Annotated in this window: 13 protein-coding genes and 1 tRNA gene; 12 read left to right on the top strand and 2 right to left on the bottom strand. The window is 39.7% G+C overall.

The genetic code is table 11. The annotated features are described in order from the left end of the window. The 4 genes from J8M01_RS02240 (at nt 1) to lpxC (ending at nt 4,263) form a co-directional block, all read left to right on the top strand. The gene (locus tag J8M01_RS02240) at nt 1-780 is read left to right on the top strand and encodes a cell division protein FtsQ/DivIB (RefSeq protein ID WP_211056853.1); all 780 of its coding nucleotides are present in this window, start codon (nt 1-3) and stop codon (nt 778-780) included. After that, nucleotides 777-2,009 carry a cell division protein FtsA gene (gene ftsA / locus J8M01_RS02245; RefSeq protein ID WP_192508465.1) on the top strand — a complete coding sequence of 411 codons (1,233 nt, stop codon included), beginning with the start codon at nt 777-779 and terminating at the stop codon, nt 2,007-2,009. The genes J8M01_RS02240 and ftsA overlap by 4 nt, the downstream gene beginning before the upstream one ends. Before the next feature lie 21 nt (nt 2,010-2,030). Next, the gene (gene ftsZ / locus J8M01_RS02250; RefSeq protein WP_211056854.1) at nt 2,031-3,266 is read left to right on the top strand and encodes a cell division protein FtsZ; all 1,236 of its coding nucleotides are present in this window, start codon (nt 2,031-2,033) and stop codon (nt 3,264-3,266) included. Between the two features lie 85 nt (nt 3,267-3,351). Continuing rightward, nucleotides 3,352-4,263 carry a UDP-3-O-acyl-N-acetylglucosamine deacetylase gene (lpxC, locus tag J8M01_RS02255; protein WP_192508463.1) on the top strand — a complete coding sequence of 304 codons (912 nt, stop codon included), beginning with the start codon at nt 3,352-3,354 and terminating at the stop codon, nt 4,261-4,263. A gap of 35 nt (nt 4,264-4,298) precedes the next feature. Here lpxC and J8M01_RS02260 read toward each other — a convergent pair whose 3' ends face one another. Beyond that, the gene (locus J8M01_RS02260; protein WP_211056855.1) at nt 4,299-4,781 is read right to left on the bottom strand and encodes a DciA family protein; all 483 of its coding nucleotides are present in this window, start codon (nt 4,779-4,781) and stop codon (nt 4,299-4,301) included. A 404-nt stretch (nt 4,782-5,185) separates the two neighbouring features. Here J8M01_RS02260 and secA point away from each other — a divergent pair, with 404 nt between their 5' ends. The 5 genes from secA to J8M01_RS02285 all read left to right on the top strand — a co-directional run bounded on the left by secA (nt 5,186) and on the right by J8M01_RS02285 (nt 14,925). Beyond that, entirely contained in the window at nt 5,186-7,894 is a 2,709-nt protein-coding gene (gene secA, locus J8M01_RS02265; protein WP_211051691.1) for a preprotein translocase subunit SecA, read from the top strand. A gap of 67 nt (nt 7,895-7,961) precedes the next feature. Further along, complete coding sequence (gene mutT / locus J8M01_RS02270) at nt 7,962-8,360, top strand: 8-oxo-dGTP diphosphatase MutT (RefSeq protein WP_210995367.1); 399 nt, start codon at nt 7,962-7,964, stop codon at nt 8,358-8,360. Nucleotides 8,361-8,483: 123 nt separating this feature from the next. Beyond that, entirely contained in the window at nt 8,484-10,562 is a 2,079-nt protein-coding gene (locus J8M01_RS02275; protein WP_211056856.1) for a M13 family metallopeptidase, read from the top strand. 215 nt (nt 10,563-10,777) lie between these two features. Continuing rightward, on the top strand, nt 10,778-13,357 hold the full coding sequence (locus J8M01_RS02280) for a family 20 glycosylhydrolase (RefSeq protein WP_211056857.1): 2,580 nt from the start codon (nt 10,778-10,780) through the stop codon (nt 13,355-13,357). A 266-nt stretch (nt 13,358-13,623) separates the two neighbouring features. Continuing rightward, nucleotides 13,624-14,925 carry an MFS transporter gene (locus J8M01_RS02285; protein WP_192508457.1) on the top strand — a complete coding sequence of 434 codons (1,302 nt, stop codon included), beginning with the start codon at nt 13,624-13,626 and terminating at the stop codon, nt 14,923-14,925. Between the two features lie 591 nt (nt 14,926-15,516). On the opposite strand, the gene J8M01_RS02290 is transcribed toward J8M01_RS02285, so the two are convergent. Then, nucleotides 15,517-15,592: transfer RNA gene (locus J8M01_RS02290), tRNA-His, on the bottom strand. 179 nt (nt 15,593-15,771) lie between these two features. Here J8M01_RS02290 and J8M01_RS02295 point away from each other — a divergent pair. From J8M01_RS02295 to J8M01_RS02305, 3 genes are all read left to right on the top strand, one after another. After that, nucleotides 15,772-16,590: a mechanosensitive ion channel domain-containing protein gene (locus J8M01_RS02295; protein ID WP_192508456.1), complete on the top strand. Its 819-nt coding sequence runs from the start codon at nt 15,772-15,774 to the stop codon at nt 16,588-16,590. Nucleotides 16,591-16,609: 19 nt separating this feature from the next. After that, nucleotides 16,610-17,392, top strand: coding sequence for a DUF481 domain-containing protein (locus J8M01_RS02300; RefSeq protein ID WP_211056858.1), 783 nt, complete (start codon nt 16,610-16,612; stop codon nt 17,390-17,392). A 169-nt stretch (nt 17,393-17,561) separates the two neighbouring features. Further along, a complete protein-coding gene (locus J8M01_RS02305) occupies nt 17,562-20,162 on the top strand; it encodes an SLBB domain-containing protein (protein ID WP_211057012.1) in 2,601 nt (866 codons plus the stop codon). The last annotated feature ends 4 nt before the right edge of the window (nt 20,163-20,166 follow it).

The following is a 20,166-nucleotide window of genomic DNA, read 5'->3' on the forward strand; positions in this document are numbered from 1 at the left end:
ATGCGTGCGTTTTTCAAAAAAGCTAAATCCTTAAATCAAAGATTGAATTGGTCTTTGCTTTTCGGCTTAGGTTTTTTCATGGTGGTAATTTTCGGTTTAATAAAAAGTATGTACTGGGTTAGTGATTGGTTAGTTGCACATAAAGATGCACAGTTTAGGCAACTTACTGTATTAGGGCAGCCCAATTATAGCAGTGAACATGACATAGTTACCGCGATTAGGCGCGTGGATTTAAGTAGTTACTTTGAGTTAGATATTAAAGCTGTACGGGAGTCCGTGTTGTCTTTGCCTTGGGTGGCAAGTGTGTCTGTTCGTAAGCAATGGCCGGATCAATTGCTGGTTTATGTGGTTGAGCATAAACCAGTGGCAATATGGAACAGTGATTTATTGCTGAATGAAAGTGGTGATGTTTTTCAGGCACCAAATGAAAGCTTAACAAGTATGTTGCCGCAACTATATGGGCCTGAGGGCAGTGAAACGGAAGCATGGCATACTTTTTTACAGTTAAAAGCCATGCTTGAAGTTAACCAATTCCACTTAGTCAGCCTTGCATTATCAGAGCGATTTGCTTGGCAGCTGTGGTTAGAAAATGGCATTCGTCTAAATTTAGGTCGAGAAGAAAAAGCAAAACGAGTACAGCGCTTTATTGATGTTTACCCGAAAATGCACAAGCCGAATGGGGCTTTAATTGATGCTATTGATTTACGCTATGACACAGGGCTTGCGGTGAGCTGGAAATACCCGCTAATTGAAGAACAACAAAATAAGAGTAAAGCATGACGAAGTCAGCAGAAAGAAACTTAGTGATAGGGCTCGATGTTGGTACCTCTAAAGTAGTCGCAACGGTTGGAGAGATCACGGCAGATAATCAGCTCAGTATTGTGGGAGTGGGCAACCAAGTATCCCATGGTATGGATAAGGGTGGCGTGAATGATTTAAATTTAGTTTCTGAATCTATTCGCCGTGCAATAGATGAAGCCGAATTGATGGCTGATTGCCGAATAAGTTCTGTTTACTTAGGCATATCAGGCAAGCATATTCAATGCCAAAATGAAAGTGGTGTTGTTGCGATTAATAATTCTGAAGTAACAGACGATGATATTGCAAATGTCATTCATATAGCGCGATCAGTTCCAATTTCCGCAGAGCGGAAAATGTTACACTCTTTGCCACAAGAATATAGCATTGATATGCAAGAGGGAATAAAAAACCCTTTGGGTATGAGTGGTGTACGTATGGAAGCAAAAGCACACATTATTACGTGCTCTAATGACATGGCAAAGAATATTGAAAAATGTGTTGAGCGATGTGGCTTAAATGTTGACCAACTGACCTTTAGTGCACTGGCGTCATGTTATTCCGTGCTGACTGAAGATGAAAAAGAGCTCGGTGTGGCGGTTGTTGATATAGGTGGTGGTACGATGGATATCGCTATTTATCTTAATGGAGCTTTACGTCATTCGGCTGTTATCCCTGTTGCCGGTAATCAAGTTACGGGGGATATCGCTAAGATATTTCGAACCCCGATTTCCCATGCTGAATCTTTAAAAGTGCAATATGCATGTGCAAGTAGCCAAATGGCCAGTAGTGAAGAGACCATTGAAGTTCCTAGTGTTGGTGGAAGACCTGCGCGTTTAATGTCACGGCATACACTTTCTGAAGTTGTGGAGCCACGTTTTAGGGAGTTGTTAGAGTTAACACTGGAAGAGATACGTCGTTCGGGTTTTGAAGATCAAATAGCAGCGGGACTAGTTATCACGGGCGGGAGTGGTAAAATGGCGGGTGCGCTCGAAGTTGCTGAAGATATATGTCAAATGCCCGTAAGAGTTGGTAAACCTATTGGAATTACCGGATTAACAGATTATGTTAACGATCCTGCATATGCAACAGCTGTAGGTTTGTTACAATATGGCCGTACTTTGCAATCGATGAATGCACAGAAGTCGAAAGCTGAGTCGGATGGAAATTGGTGGAACCGAGTTACTAAATGGTTTCAAGGCGAGTTTTAAGCTCAAGTCGGAGAGTGAAAGATGTTTGATATAATGGAAGAACACAGCGAAGAAGCTGTTATTAAAGTGATAGGTGTCGGCGGTGGTGGTGGAAACGCCGTTGAGCATATGGTTAAGCAGGAAATTGAGGGTGTACGTTTCGTTGCTGCAAATACGGATGCACAGGCATTGCGGAAGTCTTCAGCAGATATAACTGTTCAATTGGGTACGCAAATTACTTCAGGGTTAGGCGCAGGCGCAAACCCTGAAGTTGGTCGTAAATCGGCTGAAGAAGACATTGAAACTATAAAAACAGCACTTGAAGGTGCTGATATGGTATTCATCGCTGCAGGTATGGGTGGTGGAACAGGTACTGGGGCAGCCCCTGTTGTTGCTCGTGTAGCGAAAGAGTTGGGTATTTTAACGGTTGCTGTAGTGACAAGACCTTTTGATCTTGAAGGTAAGAAGCGTATGGCGGCCGCTGATCAAGGTATTGGTGAGCTGTCAGAAATTGTTGACTCACTGATTACAATTCCAAACAATAAATTACTTAAAGTTTTAGGTAAAGGAACTACACTTTTAGACGCGTTTGCTAAGGCGAATGACGTACTCTATGGTGCAGTTCAAGGTATTGCTGAACTAATAACACGTTCTGGTTTGATCAATGTGGATTTTGCAGATGTAAGAACTGTTATGTCGGCAATGGGCACCGCGATGATGGGAACGGCTTCTGCATCTGGGCCAGATAGAGCACAAGAAGCAGCAGAAGCTGCAATTTCAAGCCCTTTATTAGAAGATGTAGATTTAACGGGTGCAAAAGGTATTTTGGTTAACATTACAGCTGGAATGGATATTACCATCGAAGAGTTCGAAATTGTTGGTAATCATGTAAAAGCATTAGCATCTGAAAACGCGACGGTTGTTGTTGGTGCCGTAATCGACCCTGATATGAGCGATGAATTACGCGTAACAGTGGTTGCTACAGGGCTTGGCGGTGAGCGTCGTCCTCAGTTTGGCATAGTTGATAATGGCTTTAAGAAAGCCGCTGGTGGTGATGTTACCTCAGCATCAACAAATCAGCAATCCAGTGGTATGTTTGTTCCAAGCTTTACTCAATCAGAGGTTACATCTGAAAACACTGGAAATGTAACGAACTCAACATCGACAGTGAGTACAGCAGCGCAAGAGAGTCAGGCGGTAAGTAAAAGTGTTGATCAAGACACAGACAAGGGAGATTATTTTGATATCCCTGCGTTTTTACGTAAACAGTCAGACTAAATTTGGTTGATAATTAAACAATTGGCAGGTGGTCGTATCTGTGATACAATCCCCCGTCTAAGTGTTATTTGAAGTGGGCGAAGTTATGATTAAACAACGTACAATTGCTGAAGTTGTTAAAGCAACAGGTGTAGGGCTTCATAAAGGTGAAAAGGTCACAATTACTCTCCGACCTGCGAGCGAAAATACCGGTGTGGTATTTCGTCGTGTAGATCTTGACCCTGTGGTAGATTTTGAGACTACGCCAGAAGCTGTTGGTGATACGCAGTTGTGTACTTGTTTAACGAACAAAGATGGAATACGTCTTTCCACCACTGAGCATTTAATTGCAGCTGTTGCGGCACTGGGTATAGATAACCTAGTTGTAGAGCTTGATAGTTCAGAAGTGCCTATTATGGATGGTAGTGCATTACCATTCATTTATTTATTACAAAAGGGCGGTATTAAAGAGCAAAACGTCGCAAAGCGGTTCATTCGAATTAAAGAAAAAGTTCGTGTGGAAGATGGTGATAAGTGGGCTGAGATCACCCCTTACGATGGCTTTCATATTGATTTTGAAATTGCCTTTGATCACCCTGCGATAAATGACAGTCGTCAGCGCATCGGTTTAGATATTACCGCACAGAGTTTTACGGAAGAAATTAGTAGAGCCCGCACATTTGGTTTTATGAAAGATATTGAGTATATGCATGCTAATAACCTAGCGTTAGGCGGTAGTATGGATAATGCAGTGGTACTTGATGAATATAAAGTATTAAACCCGAGTGGTTTGCGCTATTCAGATGAGTTTGTTAAGCATAAGATATTAGACTGTGTGGGTGATATGTTCATGGCAGGGTATAATATTTTAGGTAAAATTACGTGTTATAAGTCAGGTCATGGTTTGAACAACAAACTTTTACGTGAAATTATGGCATCAGAAACTGCATGGGAATGGGCTACTTTCGAAGAACCAGTCAGCATGCCAGCGCCGGGTATGGAAATTACCACGGCTTGAAAATCGAAAAATTCTAAAAAATGACGCATATCGCGTCATTTTTTTTGTGCATGACTTGCTAATTTGAGCAGTTTGGCTTGCAAGCTAGATGGTGCATTGTTGGCTAGTTCGATGAGCTGTAAACCCGTTTGTTCACTCATAGATCTCCTTTCATGCGTTTCATCATTGATTGTTTTGTTTTCTTTTTTCGGGGTAAGTCTTTGCTGCGCTTCGGGGTTAGTTACTATTTTTACTTGCGCGCATTCGAACATTCCAGAAGCTCTAAACTGAGACAGAATATCCATTTTTAAAAAATTAAGCCGGGTGGCTAATGTTGCTGAAGCAGCTTCAATAACTAAAGTCCCGTCTCGGTAATTTCCTATGCGGCATTTCTTAATTAATACGGGGCCCACCGCTTTTTCTAGGCAACTTTGCCACTGTGACATGGCTTGTGATTTCTCTGAATAACTGACCATTTTATTGGACCACTTTCCCATAAGCTCATTAAGTTGTTTTGGGGCAAAACGGTTCTTAGCCATAGTTATTAGCTCATAATGTTCATTTAATCAACGTAAGTATAGCTGCGTCGAAAAAGTAAAAAAAGTTAAATCATCTAAATAGCTTGAATTATGCCTAAATATCACCATATATACAGTTAATCTCGATTATGTTTCAATTTGTTGCTACATTGGGTATTTGTTGCTAACAAAAATAGCAACATTAGTTTACGTGGCTCCGCTTTTTACCAGTAAAACTTCGCTGTTTTGACTTCAATGGTTTGCAGCTTCGCAGAGTCTGGTATGATAGGGGCAATAAATTGAATTAGGCACATTGCAAAAACAATTAAGCATTTGTTGCCCACAGGAAGCAGTGCGACCTCAGTACCCAATGACGAATAAGCATAGGTAAGGTCAGCCATCAATAGAGTGAAAACGGTTTTAACATGATAGCTAATATTTTTACCAAGATTTTTGGTAGTCGCAATGACCGCACTATTAAAAACTTAAGAAAGACGGTCACCTTAATCAATGCCTTAGAAGAGCAGTACGCAGCTCTAACTGATGAGCAACTAAAAGCGAAAACAGCAGAGTTCAGAGAGCGTTTTGAGCAAGGTACAAGCTTAGACGATATCTTACCTGAGGCCTTTGCGACAGTACGTGAAGCCTCAAAACGTGTTTACAACATGCGTCACTTCGATGTGCAAATGGTGGGTGGGATCGTGTTACACCAAGGCCGTATTTCTGAAATGCGCACCGGTGAAGGTAAAACATTAACAGCAACATTACCTGCATACTTAAATGGTTTAACAGGTAAAGGTGTTCACGTTATTACAGTGAATGACTATCTTGCAAAACGGGATGCAGAAACAAACCGTTCGTTATTTGAATTCCTAGGTCTAAGTGTTGGTTGCAACGTTCCGGGTATGATGCCTGAGCAAAAGAAGCAAGCCTATCGTGCTGATATTACTTATGGCACGAATAATGAATTCGGTTTTGATTACTTACGTGACAATATGGCGTTTACCGTAGAAGAGCGAGTGCAACGTCCACTATATTATGCTGTCGTGGATGAGGTTGATTCAATTTTGATTGATGAAGCTCGTACACCACTTATAATTTCAGGTCCAGCAGAAGATAGTTCTGCGCTATACACTCAGATAAATAAGATCGTGCCATCGCTAATTCTTCAAGATAAAGAAGATGAAGAAGGTGTGGAAGGTGACGGTGATTTCACAATTGATGAAAAGTCAAAACAGGTTCACTTAACTGAACGTGGCCAAGTTAATGTTGAAGAGCTATTGCTTGAGCATAAACTAATTGAAGAAGGCGATTCACTCTACTCAGCAGCAAGTATCACCTTGTTAAGCCATGTTTACGCCGCTCTTCGAGCACATAAACTTTATCAAAAAGATGTTGATTATGTTGTTAAAGATAATGAAGTTATTATTGTTGATGAGCATACTGGTCGTACAATGGAAGGGCGCCGTTGGTCTGAAGGGTTACACCAAGCAGTAGAGGCGAAAGAAGGTGTTCGTATTCAAAACGAGAACCAGACATTAGCATCAATTACCTTCCAAAATTACTTCAGAATATATGACAAGCTGGCAGGTATGACTGGTACAGCGGATACTGAAGCATTTGAGTTTCAATCAATTTATGGCTTAGATACTGTTGTTATTCCAACAAATAAACCAATGGTTCGTGATGATCGAGCAGACCTTGTTTATCTAACACAAGAAGAGAAGTTTGAAGCCATTCTTGAAGACATTAAAGACTGTCAGGAGCGTGGGCAGCCTGTTCTTGTTGGTACGGTGTCAATTGAAAGCTCAGAGTATTTATCGCACTTCTTGAGAAAAGAAAAAATAGAACATAATGTTCTCAATGCCAAATTCCATGCTCAAGAGGCCGATATTGTTGCTGATGCTGGTTTGCCTGGTAAAGTCACAATTGCTACAAATATGGCTGGTCGCGGTACAGATATTGTTTTGGGTGGTAATTGGCAAAGTGATTTAGAAAAACTTGATAACCCATCAGAAACACAGATTACAGAATTAAAAGCTCAGTGGAAAGTTACTCATGATGCGGTGTTAGCTGCAGGTGGTTTGCATATTATAGGTACTGAACGTCACGAATCACGTCGTATCGATAATCAACTACGAGGGCGCTCAGGTCGTCAAGGAGACGCGGGTTCTAGTCGTTTCTATTTGTCGATGGATGATGCGTTGATGCGTATTTTCGCCGGTGAGCGAATGACAAATATGATGCGTAAGTTAGGTATGCAACGCGGTGAGGCGATAGAACACCCGTGGGTAAACCGAGCTATTGAAAATGCTCAGCGTAAAGTTGAAGCGCGAAACTTTGATATTCGTAAGCAGTTGCTTGAATATGATGATGTTGCTAATGATCAACGCCGAGTTGTTTATGAGCAGCGTAATGAGCTGTTGGAAGAAGGCGATATATCGGAAACGATTAATGCGATCCGCAGTGATGTTTTAAATGGCACAATTGATCAATTTATTCCACCACAAAGCTTAGCTGAAATGTGGGATATTAAAGGACTAGAAGATCGTATAAAGGGCGATTTCTTAATCGAGTTACCAATTGAAAAGTGGTTAGCTGATGATGAAAAACTGTATGAAGAAAAGCTGCGCGATCGAATTAATGATGAAGTTGAAAACTCATATAAAGATAAAGAGCAAATGGTTGGCCCTGACGTACTGCGCCAATTTGAAAAAGCGATTATGCTACAAAGCCTTGATCAACATTGGAAAGATCATTTAGCAGCGATGGATCATCTCAGACAAGGTATTCACCTGCGAGGCTATGCTCAGAAGAACCCTAAGCAAGAGTATAAGCGTGAGTCATTTGAGTTATTTTCTGAAATGTTGGAAAATTTAAAAATTGATGTGGTGGGTATTCTTAGCAAAGTACAAGTACGCGCTGAGGAAGACGTTGAGAAAGTAGAAGAGCAGCATCGCCGCAGTGAGCAAATGCCGAAAGAGTATCAACATGCTGAGGCTGAGCACGTTGGCGGTAATGTACCTGAGGGGGTATCGGTAGCAGCAAGAACTGACGTAAAAGTTGGTAGAAATGAAGCATGCCCTTGTCAGTCTGGTAAAAAGTTTAAGCAATGTTGTGGTAAACTAAAGTAATAACATTGTAAATTTTGATTTTTTAAAAAGCGGCTTTAGAGTCGCTTTTTTGATCTGGAGAAATGTTGTGAGTAAAAAAGTGATTGAAGTCGCCGTTGGTGTGATTAAAACAGGCTCAAAGATATTTATCAGTAAGCGGCATGAATCTCAGCACCAAGGTGGTTTATGGGAGTTTCCTGGAGGAAAAGTAGAGATAGGAGAAACGGCTTTCACAGCTTTGAAGCGAGAATTAAAAGAAGAGGTAAATATTGATGTATTAGGCTCTCGTGAGCTACAAATCATAGAGCATGATTATGGAGATAAATGTGTACGATTGATTGTTCATATAGTTGATAAATTTGCAGGAGAAGCTAAAGGCTTAGAAGCGCAGCTATGTCAGTGGGTTGAGATAACCTCATTAAATAATTATGCGTTTCCTGCAGCGAATCAAGCAATTATTGATAAATTACACACTGAAATGTCATAAAGTATGCCATTGTAAATATAGTACATGTTGTACTTCACGCGGCTTTCTTAAGATGACCATAACTGTTGCCACTATGGGAATGGGTAGCTTATTATAAAATTAAACTCATATTGGAATACATTGATGAAAAATATATCTTTAGCAGCTTTAGGTGTTGTAATCTCCCTTGGTGTAGCTGGTTGTAGTGAGCCTCCCGCTGAAAGTAAGATGCAAGTAGATCCAATTGACCTGAATAAAAACAATAAATTAGAACTAAAGTCAGGTATTGAATTGAATAATATTGATACTTCAGTCCGCGCAGAAGATGACTTTTACTATCACGTCAATGGAAAATGGCTTGAGAAAACAGCAATTCCAGCGGATAAATCGAGTTATGGTTCTTTTACAGCTTTGTATGATGAATCACAAAAAGCTTTGCGTAAAGTATTGGATGATGCACTAAAAAACACCACAATGGCGGTCGGAAGTGATGAATATAAGCTTTCAGCCTTTTATGGGAGCTACATGGATGAAACTGCAAGAGAAGAATTAGCTTTATCACCCTTGAAGGCATATTTAGAGCCAATAGACTCGTTGATTAGTCGTGCCGACTTACCTCGTGTCATGGCTTCTATGTTATTGAATGGTGGAACAACTCCCTTTGGCTGGTATGTAAATAATGATGCAAAAAACTCAAGTGAGTACGCATTGTATTTGTATCAAAGCGGTTTGGGGTTACCTGACCGAGATTTTTATTTAAAGGATACCGAGAAGTTTGTAAGTATACGCGCTGCATATAAGACATACATTCAGCAAGTTTTTATTCGATTGGGTTATCCTCAGCCTGAGCAGGCTGCAGATAACATTCTGGAGCTTGAAAGTCGTATAGCTGCGGTTCAGTGGTCTAGAGTGGAGAGTAGAGATGCAACTAAAACTTATAATAAATTGTCGATGGTTGATGCAAATAGACTCATTCCATCATTTGATTTAGAAAGTTATTTTGTTTCCGCAAATTTAAACGTGACGGACGTTGTCATAAACCAGCCATCTTACTTAGAAAACCTCGCGAAAGTCGTGGCTGATAGCCCATTAGAAACGTGGCAACACTATCTTACTTTTCACTTCGTAAATAATCATGCTGAGCTTTTGAATAAAGAGATGGTAAATCTTAAATTTAATTTCTTTGATAAAATATTACGAGGCGTACAAGAACAAGCACCAATCTGGAAGAAGGCAGTTGACTCTAGCAATGAAGTTTTAGGTGAATTGTTAGGTAAAATTTACGTTGAAACGTACTTTCCTCCAGAAGCTAAAGCACGGATGACCGAGTTAGTAAGTAACCTAATTAAAGGCTTTGATCAGGCCATTGATGACCTTGAATGGATGAGCCCTGAAACAAAAATTGCAGCAAAAGATAAACTAAGTAAGTTTACACCTAAAATTGGTTACCCAGATAAATGGCGAGACTATTCGCAACTACAGATAAGTCCAGATGATCTATTAGGTAATTATGTTCGCTATACGCAATGGTCTTATAACGATATGATCAATAAAATAGGAAAGCCAGTGGATCGCTCTGAGTGGTTCATGACACCTCAAACAGTGAATGCTTATTATAACCCTGTAAATAATGAGATTGTGTTCCCTGCAGCAATATTGCAACCACCATTTTTTAATCTTGAAGCTGATGATGCGGTGAATTATGGAGCCATTGGTGCTGTAATTGGTCATGAGTTGGGTCATGGTTTCGATGATCAAGGGTCTAAGTATGATGGAGAAGGTAATTTACGTAATTGGTGGAGTGAATCGGACCTTACACAATTCGATCAACGAGGCAGTAAGTTGGTTGCTCAGTATAACCAATTCAGCCCTTTTGAAGATGCGCATGTAAATGGTGAACTTACCTTAGGTGAAAATATAGGTGACTTAGGAGGCTTAACGGTATCTTATAAAGCTTACTTACTTTCTTTAGCGGAAAGAAAAGCTCCTATCATTGATGGTTATACTGGCGAGCAGCGCTTTTTCATGGGGTGGGCACAAATTTGGCGAAGACAATACCGAGAGGAAGAGCTACGAAATAGGTTAATGACGGACTCTCACTCACCAAGTCATTATAGAGTAATTGGTGTGCTACCAAATATGCCTGAGTTTTATAAAGCCTTTAAGGTGAAAGAGGGCGATGGTATGTATATACCGTCGGCTGAACGCGTAAAAATTTGGTAAGATTTTAACTTTAATAAAATTTAATAATTATAGCCCACTGTTTTGTGGGTTTTTTTTTATATTTTTTCAAGAAGTCATACATCAGAGTAAATATTGATAGCGCTGTCATTTTTGATTTTATATGATGAGGTTATTGTTAATAGTGACTGAACACTTTACGCTCAAGCTTCTATATAGATAAATAGAGCCACAGGTGTTTACCAAGGAGCAAACCTATGACCTTTAAGCAACACTTGCTAGCAAGTTTACTGATCACGACACCCCTGTTCGCCAATGCAAATCTATCACAATCACAACTGAATGCGTTTACGCAGGACACCAAGCTTGTGTTTGCCGCAGAGGATAACTTTCATAATGGTGCCTCAAGTTTATTAGCCTCAATGACTTTGACAAATAATTCAAATATTATTTTGGAAAAAGGCAAAGCTGATTGGCAAATCTACATCCACTCGGTACGTAAAATTCATACTAAGTCAGTTAATGGATTTACGATAGAGCATGTAAATGGTGATTTACATCGTTTTGTACCAAATAAAGATTTTGCAGGGCTGGCTATCGGTGAAAGTCTCACCGTTGAATTTGAAGCAGGTGCATGGATAGCAGCATATAGTGACTTTATGCCGCGTGCGTTTATGGTTTCTAAACAGCACACCCCGGCGATTTTTGCAAATACTGACACGGAAGATTTTAAGCAATACATTGCCCCATTTGAGCGGGAGAATCAGCTTAGGCGATATAATGATCCGATAGATAAAACGCAGCTAGCATCTGCTCAATTACGTTATGAGCGTAACCTTTCTTCTGCGTCTATTACCAAAGAAGTAGCATTGAAACGGATCATTCCAACACCACAAAAGGTTGATTTCAATCGTGGAACAGCGGTGTTAGATTCATCATGGCAAATACGTTTTTCTGGTCGTTTGACTTCAGAGGTAGCTGTTTTAAAAAGTGATTTAGCCAACTACGGCTTAGATTTACACAGTGCAGCAGATCACATTAAGGCATCAAATGTTCCTACTATCTATTTGAACGTAGATGAGAAGCTCGCTGAGGGAGCTGCTGAAAGTTATCGGTTAGAAATCGATGACGATAAAATTGAAATTATAGGCAGCGATAACGCTGGTGTATTTTATGGTATTCAAAGTTTGCTCGCGTTATTTCCAGCCGGTAGCAAAAATACCATTAAAGTTCCCAATGTTGAGATTGAAGATACCCCAAGGTTTGTATGGCGTGGTATGCATTATGACAATGCACGTAACTATCATGGCAAAGACGCATTATTTAAGTTGGTGGAGCAAATGGCGCGTTATAAGCTGAATAAGTTCCATTGGCATTTTTCAGATGATGAAGGTTGGCGAGTTGAAATTCCAGGTTTACCAGAGCTAACAGATATTGGGGCTCATCGCTGTTTTGATTTAGAAGAGCAACGTTGTCTATTAACTCAGTTGGGTACGGGGCCCTTTAAATCAGGTTCTGGAAATGGGTTTTTATCTCGCAAAGATTTTGTCGAACTCATTAAGTTTGCAGATGCTCGACATATTCAAATTATTCCTGAAATTGAAGGCCCAGGCCACGCTCGTGCAGCGATCAAATCTATGGAAGCGAGATATAATACGCTCAAAGACAAAGGGAAGTTAGAGCAAGCTAAAGCCTATTTATTAACAGATCCAAAGGACGAGTCACAGTATATCACGGTGCAAAATTACACAGATAATTCATTTAATGTGTGTTTAGACTCTACGTATGCTTTTATCGAGAAGGTGACTTACGAGCTACAAAGTATGTATCGAGATGCGGGGACTAGATTAACGAATTTACACTTTGGAGGTGATGAAGTCGGTGCAGGTTCATGGACACAGTCTCCCGCTTGTGATGCTTTATTTATGGATGCGAATAATGGGATTGCAGGGCCAGCGGATTTAAAACCATACTTTACTCAAAAGGTGGCTCATATATTAGCCAAACGCGGTATTTCTCCTGGCGCTTGGGAGGATGGATTAATGTATGACAAAGTAAACCCTTTTAAAAGAGATGAGTTCCCCAATGACACTTTTACTGCAAATGTGTGGGACAATATTTGGGAATGGGGGGTTGCAGATAGAGCATACCGGTTAGCTAATGATGGATATCAAGTGGTATTATCTCATGGCACACACTTGTATTTTGATCATCCATATGAAGCTCATCCAGAAGAGCGAGGTTATTATTGGGCAACGCGTTTTATTGATACTAAAAAAGCGTTTAGTTATATGCCTGATGATGTATACGCCAATGCTGATTTTACGCGAACTCGAGAACCGATTGTAAATTTAGAAGCACTCGTAGGACGTGCCATGCCTAAGCTTGAAAAGCCAGAAAATATCTTAGGTATGCAAGGGCAAGTGTGGAGCGAAACCATTCGAACTGAAGAGCAGGTATTAGCGATGATTTTCCCGCGTATTTTATCTGTAGCAGAGCGCGCTTGGCATAAAGCTAAATGGGAAGGGGATGAAATTGCAATTAAACCTTTTTCAAACGATTGGCAAAGTTTTTCCGCAGCATTGGCTATAAAGGAATTGCCTAAGTTGGTTGCGTCTGGTGTAAATGTGAATTTACCAGTACCAGGGGCAGTTAAAAAAGGAGCACTTGTTTATGCCAACAGCGCTTTCCCTTATTTAGATATCGAATATAGCTTAGACCGAGGACAAACTTGGCAGCTTTATTCAGATCCGATCAGTCATAATGACGGTCAAGTCGTTCAACTAAGGACGCGTGTAGGAGATAAAAATACGAGCCGTATCACAGAGTTAAAGTAATATTTTTGATATGTTTGCTAAAAAGGGACTGTAAGGTCCTTTTTTAGTAAATTAACTGGTTAAATTCTAGCTAGTCAAAAGTTAAATTTTAACGTAAAGTTAAATGTCAGCGCTGTCATTTTTGAGTGATAGCCCTAACACTACATCAATACGCTTAAAAATGAGCGTGGGTGTCTAATAATTATACAGAAGTTATTCTGAATTTAGTCCTAGATCTGTGCAATCTACAGATCTTTAGTATATTAATTAGCAACAAGAAGAAACTTATGGAAGCGACAGTGGAAATTGAAGATAATGTAAAGCAGAGTATCTGGCTCCCTATGGTGCTCGCTGGGTCGATGTTTTTTATTTTAGGGTGTATTACTTGGCTCAACGGGGCTATTACACCTTTTTTACAACAAATGCTTGAATTAACGCCGTTGCAAGCGTCGTTCATCATATCCTCGTTTTATATTGCCGTGACAGTCGCAGGAATACCTTCGGCTATGCTAATTAAGCGTGTTGGCTATAAGAATGGCATGGCATTAGGGTGTGTCGTGATGGCAGCATCTGCGTTAATGTATATTCCCGCTGCAAAAATGCAGATGATTGAGATATTTTTGTTTGCGCAGCTAATGATAGGCGTTGGTCAAACGATATTACAAACAGCGGTTAACCCGTATGTTGTTAAAATGGGATCTGAAAAGTCAGCAGCGGTCCGTGTGTGTATTATGGGACTATTGAATAAGTCTGCGGGTGTGATTGTACCAATCATATTTGCAGCCGTCGTCGTCAGTGGTGTTGTAGAGCCTGGGTCACAATTATCACAAGAACAAAAAGATGCGATGGCGAATAGTCTAATTATGCCTTACATTGGGGTAGCTGGCCTTATTTTCTTGTTTGCTGTTTTCGCAAAAATCGCACCATTACCAGATCTGGTTTTTGAAGAGTCAGGTGGTAACGGTAAGGGTGAATTAAAAGAAGCATTGAGCCATCCTCATTTGGTACTTGGTGTTATTGGTATTGCATTGTATGTTGCCGTCGAGGTTATTGCAGCTGATACTATTGGTTCTTATGCATTACAGCTAGGCATAGCGGATTATTCCGTGATGACGTCTTACACTATGGCGTGTATGCTGATTGGCTATGCTATTGGTATTGCGTTGATCCCGCGTTTTATGTCTCAGCAAAACGCATTAGTGATGTCTGGTATTGCTGGTATCATTACAGTTTTAGCGGTTGTAATGGGTAGTAACGACTCATTTACGATATCTAACATTTTACTTGTTCCATTTGGTGGACCTCAATTACCAGATCCGCTATTGTGTATAGCATTGCTTGGTTTTGCTAACGCTATGGTATGGCCAGCTATTTGGCCATTGGCATTAAATGGCCTCGGTCGCTTGACTGGCACTGCTTCGGGACTACTTATTATGGGTATTGCGGGCGGTGCGTTGGGGCCCTTACTGATTGGCCTTGGAAATGTAGCTGGCCTTGGTGCTCAAGGGGCGTATAGCTTAATGATACCAAGTTACTTATTTATTTTGTTCTATGCTCTGAAAGGTCACAAGATGACGAGCTGGAAGTAACCGAATTTCTATCTGTAAATAGAAATAATCCCGTGTGTAATGCCACCTTCAAGGTGGCATTTTTTTGCCTGTAATAAAGCTATGAGATTGCGACGTATTGTAAAGTAAGATATTTGCTGAAAGGTATATTGAGATTATTGTAATCTATTTTAATTGAATGCAAGTAAGCGTCACAGTTGAAATTGCATAAGTGTTGTGTTTTTGTTGCGTGCAGCTGTATCAATATTGTGAATGCATTTATTGTTGATTAGTAGGCATTGCGCTTTGCTGTTGTTTATATTTGCTGTATTAAGTGTCACTTAACCTAGCTTATTTAGACCCGCTAGGCATAGCTAAACCTTTATTGCTAATTTGAGTGTAATAGCAGGGCTATAAATACTGAGTTACATAAAATAGCAAACTGATTACAGCACCGTTATATTTCAAGGATCTGCAAGTTTCCGTATAGGTGTGACAATATAAGTATGGGAAATAGATTAGTATAGAAGTTGGATATAAAATACTTTATTGAGAGAATGTTTTAGTATTAATAGCAACGTATCAAAATAAATCACATATGAGTATTTAGAATATGTATATAGGAAGAAAAGATGGGGCGACTGATGGGGCTCGAACCCACGACAACCGGAATCACAATCCAGGGCTCTACCAACTGAGCTACAGCCGCCACAACACACCTCGTTTGGTGTGGCGCGGATAATACATAATAATTCGCGTCTTGCAAAGTAAAAAATGCAATTTTTTCTAAAAAAGGAAAAAAGTAAAAAAGTCATCCCATACAGCAAATATTCATATAACCTATGTAAGATCCGACAAAACTATTATAAGCGCTCAATAGGAGGCTCTATGGAAACCATCATCAATTGGGTAAACGATAATTCAGATATGTTACTGCGTTATGGGATTCAAGTTATTCTGGCAGTTGTAATTCTGTTGTTAGGAATTAAGGTTGCTAAACTCTGTAGTGGATTGACCGAAAAAGCATTCTCAAAGCGAAAAATTGACAAAGCGGTTGGTGGGTTTGTTGCAAATATTATTTATGCACTTGTGTTTGCTGCAACGGTATTGATGGCGCTGTCACAAGTGGGTATTGAAACAACATCGTTCATCGCTATTCTCGGTGCAGCAGGTTTAGCTGTGGGATTAGCCTTACAGGGGTCATTATCAAACTTTGCATCAGGCGTGTTGATTATTATGCTAAGGCCTTTCAAGTCGGGTGATTTCATTGAAGCTGGCGGGAAGTCAGGTAGTGTTGAGAAGATAGAGATATTTTCTACAGAGTTACGTACGCCTGATAACAAAGTTATTATTATGCCTAATTCGGCTATTATGTCTGGTGCAATCGTCAATTACTCAAGAGAGAAAACCCGCCGTATCGATTTGGTGATTGGTGTAAGTTATGACGCAGATTTAAAGCAAGCGAAGCAAGTATTACAAAATGTATTAGACAAAGAAACACGACTTTTAACAGATCCAGCTTACACCGTTGCCGTATCTGAACTTGCTGACTCAAGTGTTAATTTTGTCGTGAGACCTTGGGTAAACACATCCGATTATTGGCCAACTTACTTTAGTTTGGTAGAAAATATAAAGATTTCTCTTGATGAAGCAGGAATTGGTATTCCATTTCCTCAAATGGATGTCCACCTTCATAAAGACTCTTAACAGAAAGGTTATAAAAGTAATGAAAGTTAAATTGTTATCTATGTGTGTATGTGCTGCTGTGATGTCAAATGCCTATGCTGAGGATATAAAAAGTGAACAAACATGGGAAGTGACCAGTGAAGTGGGTGCTATCATTACCAGCGGTAATACAGAAACAACGACTCTAAAAGGTAATTTGAAAGCAAAGCATCGGCTAGAAAATTGGCACAATGAATATAAAGTGAGTGGCATTTTCAAAGAAGATGAAATTGAAAATGACGATGGAAATAAAGTAAAAGAGCGTACTAACGAAAAATATTCTTTATCGATGCAAGGTAATTATAAGCTTGATAGCGATAGCAGTCATTTATTCGTGCTTGGTTCATATGTATCAGACTCTTTTGGCGCTTATCGTTCCGAAGCGGTTGCATCGGTTGGTTATGGTTTAAGGTTACTAGACCGTGATGATATGGAACTGAGTTTTGAAGTGGGTCCAGGTGTTAAGCGTTTTGAGTATCAAGATGACAGTACTGAATTAGATAATGGCACACCATTAGCGGGTACTTCTGAAAACGAATTTATCGGCGTTGCAAAAATGGATTACAGTTGGCAAATATCTGAAAATGCCAAGTTCACACAACTTTTTTCTGTCGAAACTGGTAGTACAAATACTAAGAGTACTTCAGAGTCTGCGTTGTTAACTAAAATTAACGGTTCTCTACAAATGAAAGTGGCTTATAACATCATAAACAACTCGGAAGTAGATGATGGAAAAGAAAGTACAGATACTGAAACGTCACTGACGTTAGTGTATAGCTTTTAGTTATTACAATTTTCAACAAAAATGGGGCTTTTAGTCCCATTTTTTTTATGTTGAAAATGCGATATAATACGCCGGTTAACTCACGCACTTAATTGATAAGGGTATATTTGTGAAGTTCAGTAAATTGGCTGTCATTGCGGCTTTATTATGTTTATTTTTCAGTGTGTTTATGGAAAGTGCTGTTGCAGCCTCCCCATCAGCTCAGCAGATGGAGCAATTCAAAAAGCTGCCGAAAGCTCAACAAGAAGCGCTTGCAAAAAAATATGGGTTGGACTTAGGTAGCTTAAAAACAAATTCAACTACGAGTAATGAACCAGAACTTCCAAAAGAAACGATTCAACCGCGAATACTTGATGAGGCCGATGAGATTGAAGAGAAGTTCAAGCCTCAATTAGAGAAATTAAAGCCCTTTGGGTACGAGTTGTTTGCGGGTAATCCAACCACATTTATGCCGACTGAGCTTGCAGCCATCCCGGACACTTATCTAGTCGGAGTCGGTGATGTAATCAAAATTAACTTTTACGGTAAAATGAATCAGGAACATGAGCTTAAGATTGACCGTGAAGGACGTTTATTAATACCTGAATTATCTCCGATAGGGGTTGTTGGGCTACAGTTTCAAGAGCTCAAAGAATTAGTGAAAGCTAAAGTCTCCAAAGAAATGATAGGTGTGCAAGCATTTATTAGCATGGGTACGTTAAACCCAATGCGTATTATGATTGTTGGTGAAGCATATAAACCAGGAAGCTATACGGTCTCACCATTAGCTACAGTGACACATGCATTGTTTGTAGCGGGTGGCGTAAATGAAACGGGGTCACTTCGAAGCATTCAAGTTAAACGCGCTGGAAAACTAGTTACTAAATTCGATTTATACGATTTGCTGCTGTTTGGTGATAGCTCTAATGACGTAGTACTCAAGCCTGGTGATGTTGTATTTATTCCTCCAGCGGCGAAAAGAATCACAGTAAAAGGTGAGGTGAATAGGCAAGCTATTTTTGAGTTGAAAGAGACCGACTCTATCGACAGCGTGATTGCTATGTCTGGTGGGTTTAAAGCAAGTGCGCAAACTTCAAAAGTGGCTGTTTCGCGCTATAACGGGGATGGAAAGCGCATTACGTTAAATTATGATTTTGCAAATAACACGAACTATAAGCCTAATAATGGTGATGAGATTAAAGTTAATGCGACGTCAAGCCGATTACAAAACACAATAACACTTGTTGGTGCTGTAACTAGCCCAGGTCACTATCAATGGCAGCCAAATAAGACCGTTAGGGATGTATTTTCTAGCCCAAGAGAGGATCTACTTTCTCTTGCTGATTACTCTTACTCTTTAGTTGTTAGGGAAGCTAATTTAGAAGGAGACATAGAGGTTATTCAGTTTTCTTTGGAAGATGTTGTTATAAAAAAGAATCACAATGTTGAGTTACGTAGTAATGACATTATCGTGGTTTTTAGCCGTTATGCTCTGATAGAAGATGAACAGTCATTACTATCGGACTTAGCCTACAATGAGGAGCAGTTGAAACTGCGAGAAAATATTCGATTATGGAAGAAGTATGAGAAAGACGAGTTCTTGAATTATATTGGCTTACAGGTAGAAGAAGATCTAGAAGAAAAAGAATCAATTAACAGTATATCTGCACTTTTTGAAGTAAATGATGAAATCAAAGATAACGAGCATGCTGTATTTAGTCGTCATAACTTATTGTCTCCGATTATTGCAAAATTGCAGAAACAATCATCTGCAACTGAACCTGCCAAATTGTTTGCCGTTAATGGCAAGGTGAAATTCCCTGGAGTTTATCCGCTCCCTAAATTAGCTAACTTTGAGAAAGTGGTAAATGCTTCAGGTGGTTTATTAGAATCAGCTTATCTTGAAAATGTAGAATTAACCCGTATTGATTTTGAGGGAAGTGATAAAGTTCAACACTTACAATTTAATGCGGTAGATGAGTTAGAAGCGCCAACACATGAAATTGTCAGTAAAGATACAATTAATATTTTTCCAAAGCCACATTGGCAAGAGCGGTTAGAAGTTGAAGTAATTGGAGAGGTTTCATTTCCAGGTACATATACCATTCGACGCGGAGAAACATTAGAAAGCTTACTTGAGCGAGCAGGAGGATTTAGTAAATTTGCCCATAAAAACGGTGCCATATTCACTAGAGAGTCGATTAAAATAAAGGAAGCATCACAATTACAAAAGCTTACGCAAGATCTGAGAAGAGATATAGTAACCAACAGTTTTCAAAAAAACTCAGCTACGAGCGCAAATTTATCATATAGTGACATGGATAAAATATTGAAAGACCTTTCAAAAGTAGAGGCGTTAGGTAGGTTACTTATAGATTTAGACAATGTATCTACACAAACTTTGCAGTTAGAAGATGGAGATGCACTATATGTTCCGCCAATGCAGGATTCAGTCAGTGTGATTGGAGAGGTGAATGTTGTTTCTACACATATTTATGATGCGAATAAAGATGTGAAAAGTTATTTAGCCGCAAGTGGTGGGTTAAAACAGAAGGCAGATGATGACCGCATTTATATTATTAAAGCGAATGGTTCAGTGGTCATCCCTCATGGTCATAATTCTTGGTTTGCAGTGAACAGTAAAAGTAACTTATTGTCCCCAGGAGATACCATTGTTGTTCCATTAGATACTCAACACCTTGATAGCCTAACACTATGGAGCACCGCAACTCAGATTATCTATCAACTCGGCTTAGCGGCGGCGTCGCTTAATTCATTAAGCAGTAAATAAGGCA

It is taken from the genome of Pseudoalteromonas sp. MMG005, from assembly GCF_018101015.1.
Taxonomy (GTDB): Bacteria; Pseudomonadota; Gammaproteobacteria; order Enterobacterales; family Alteromonadaceae; genus Pseudoalteromonas; species Pseudoalteromonas aurantia.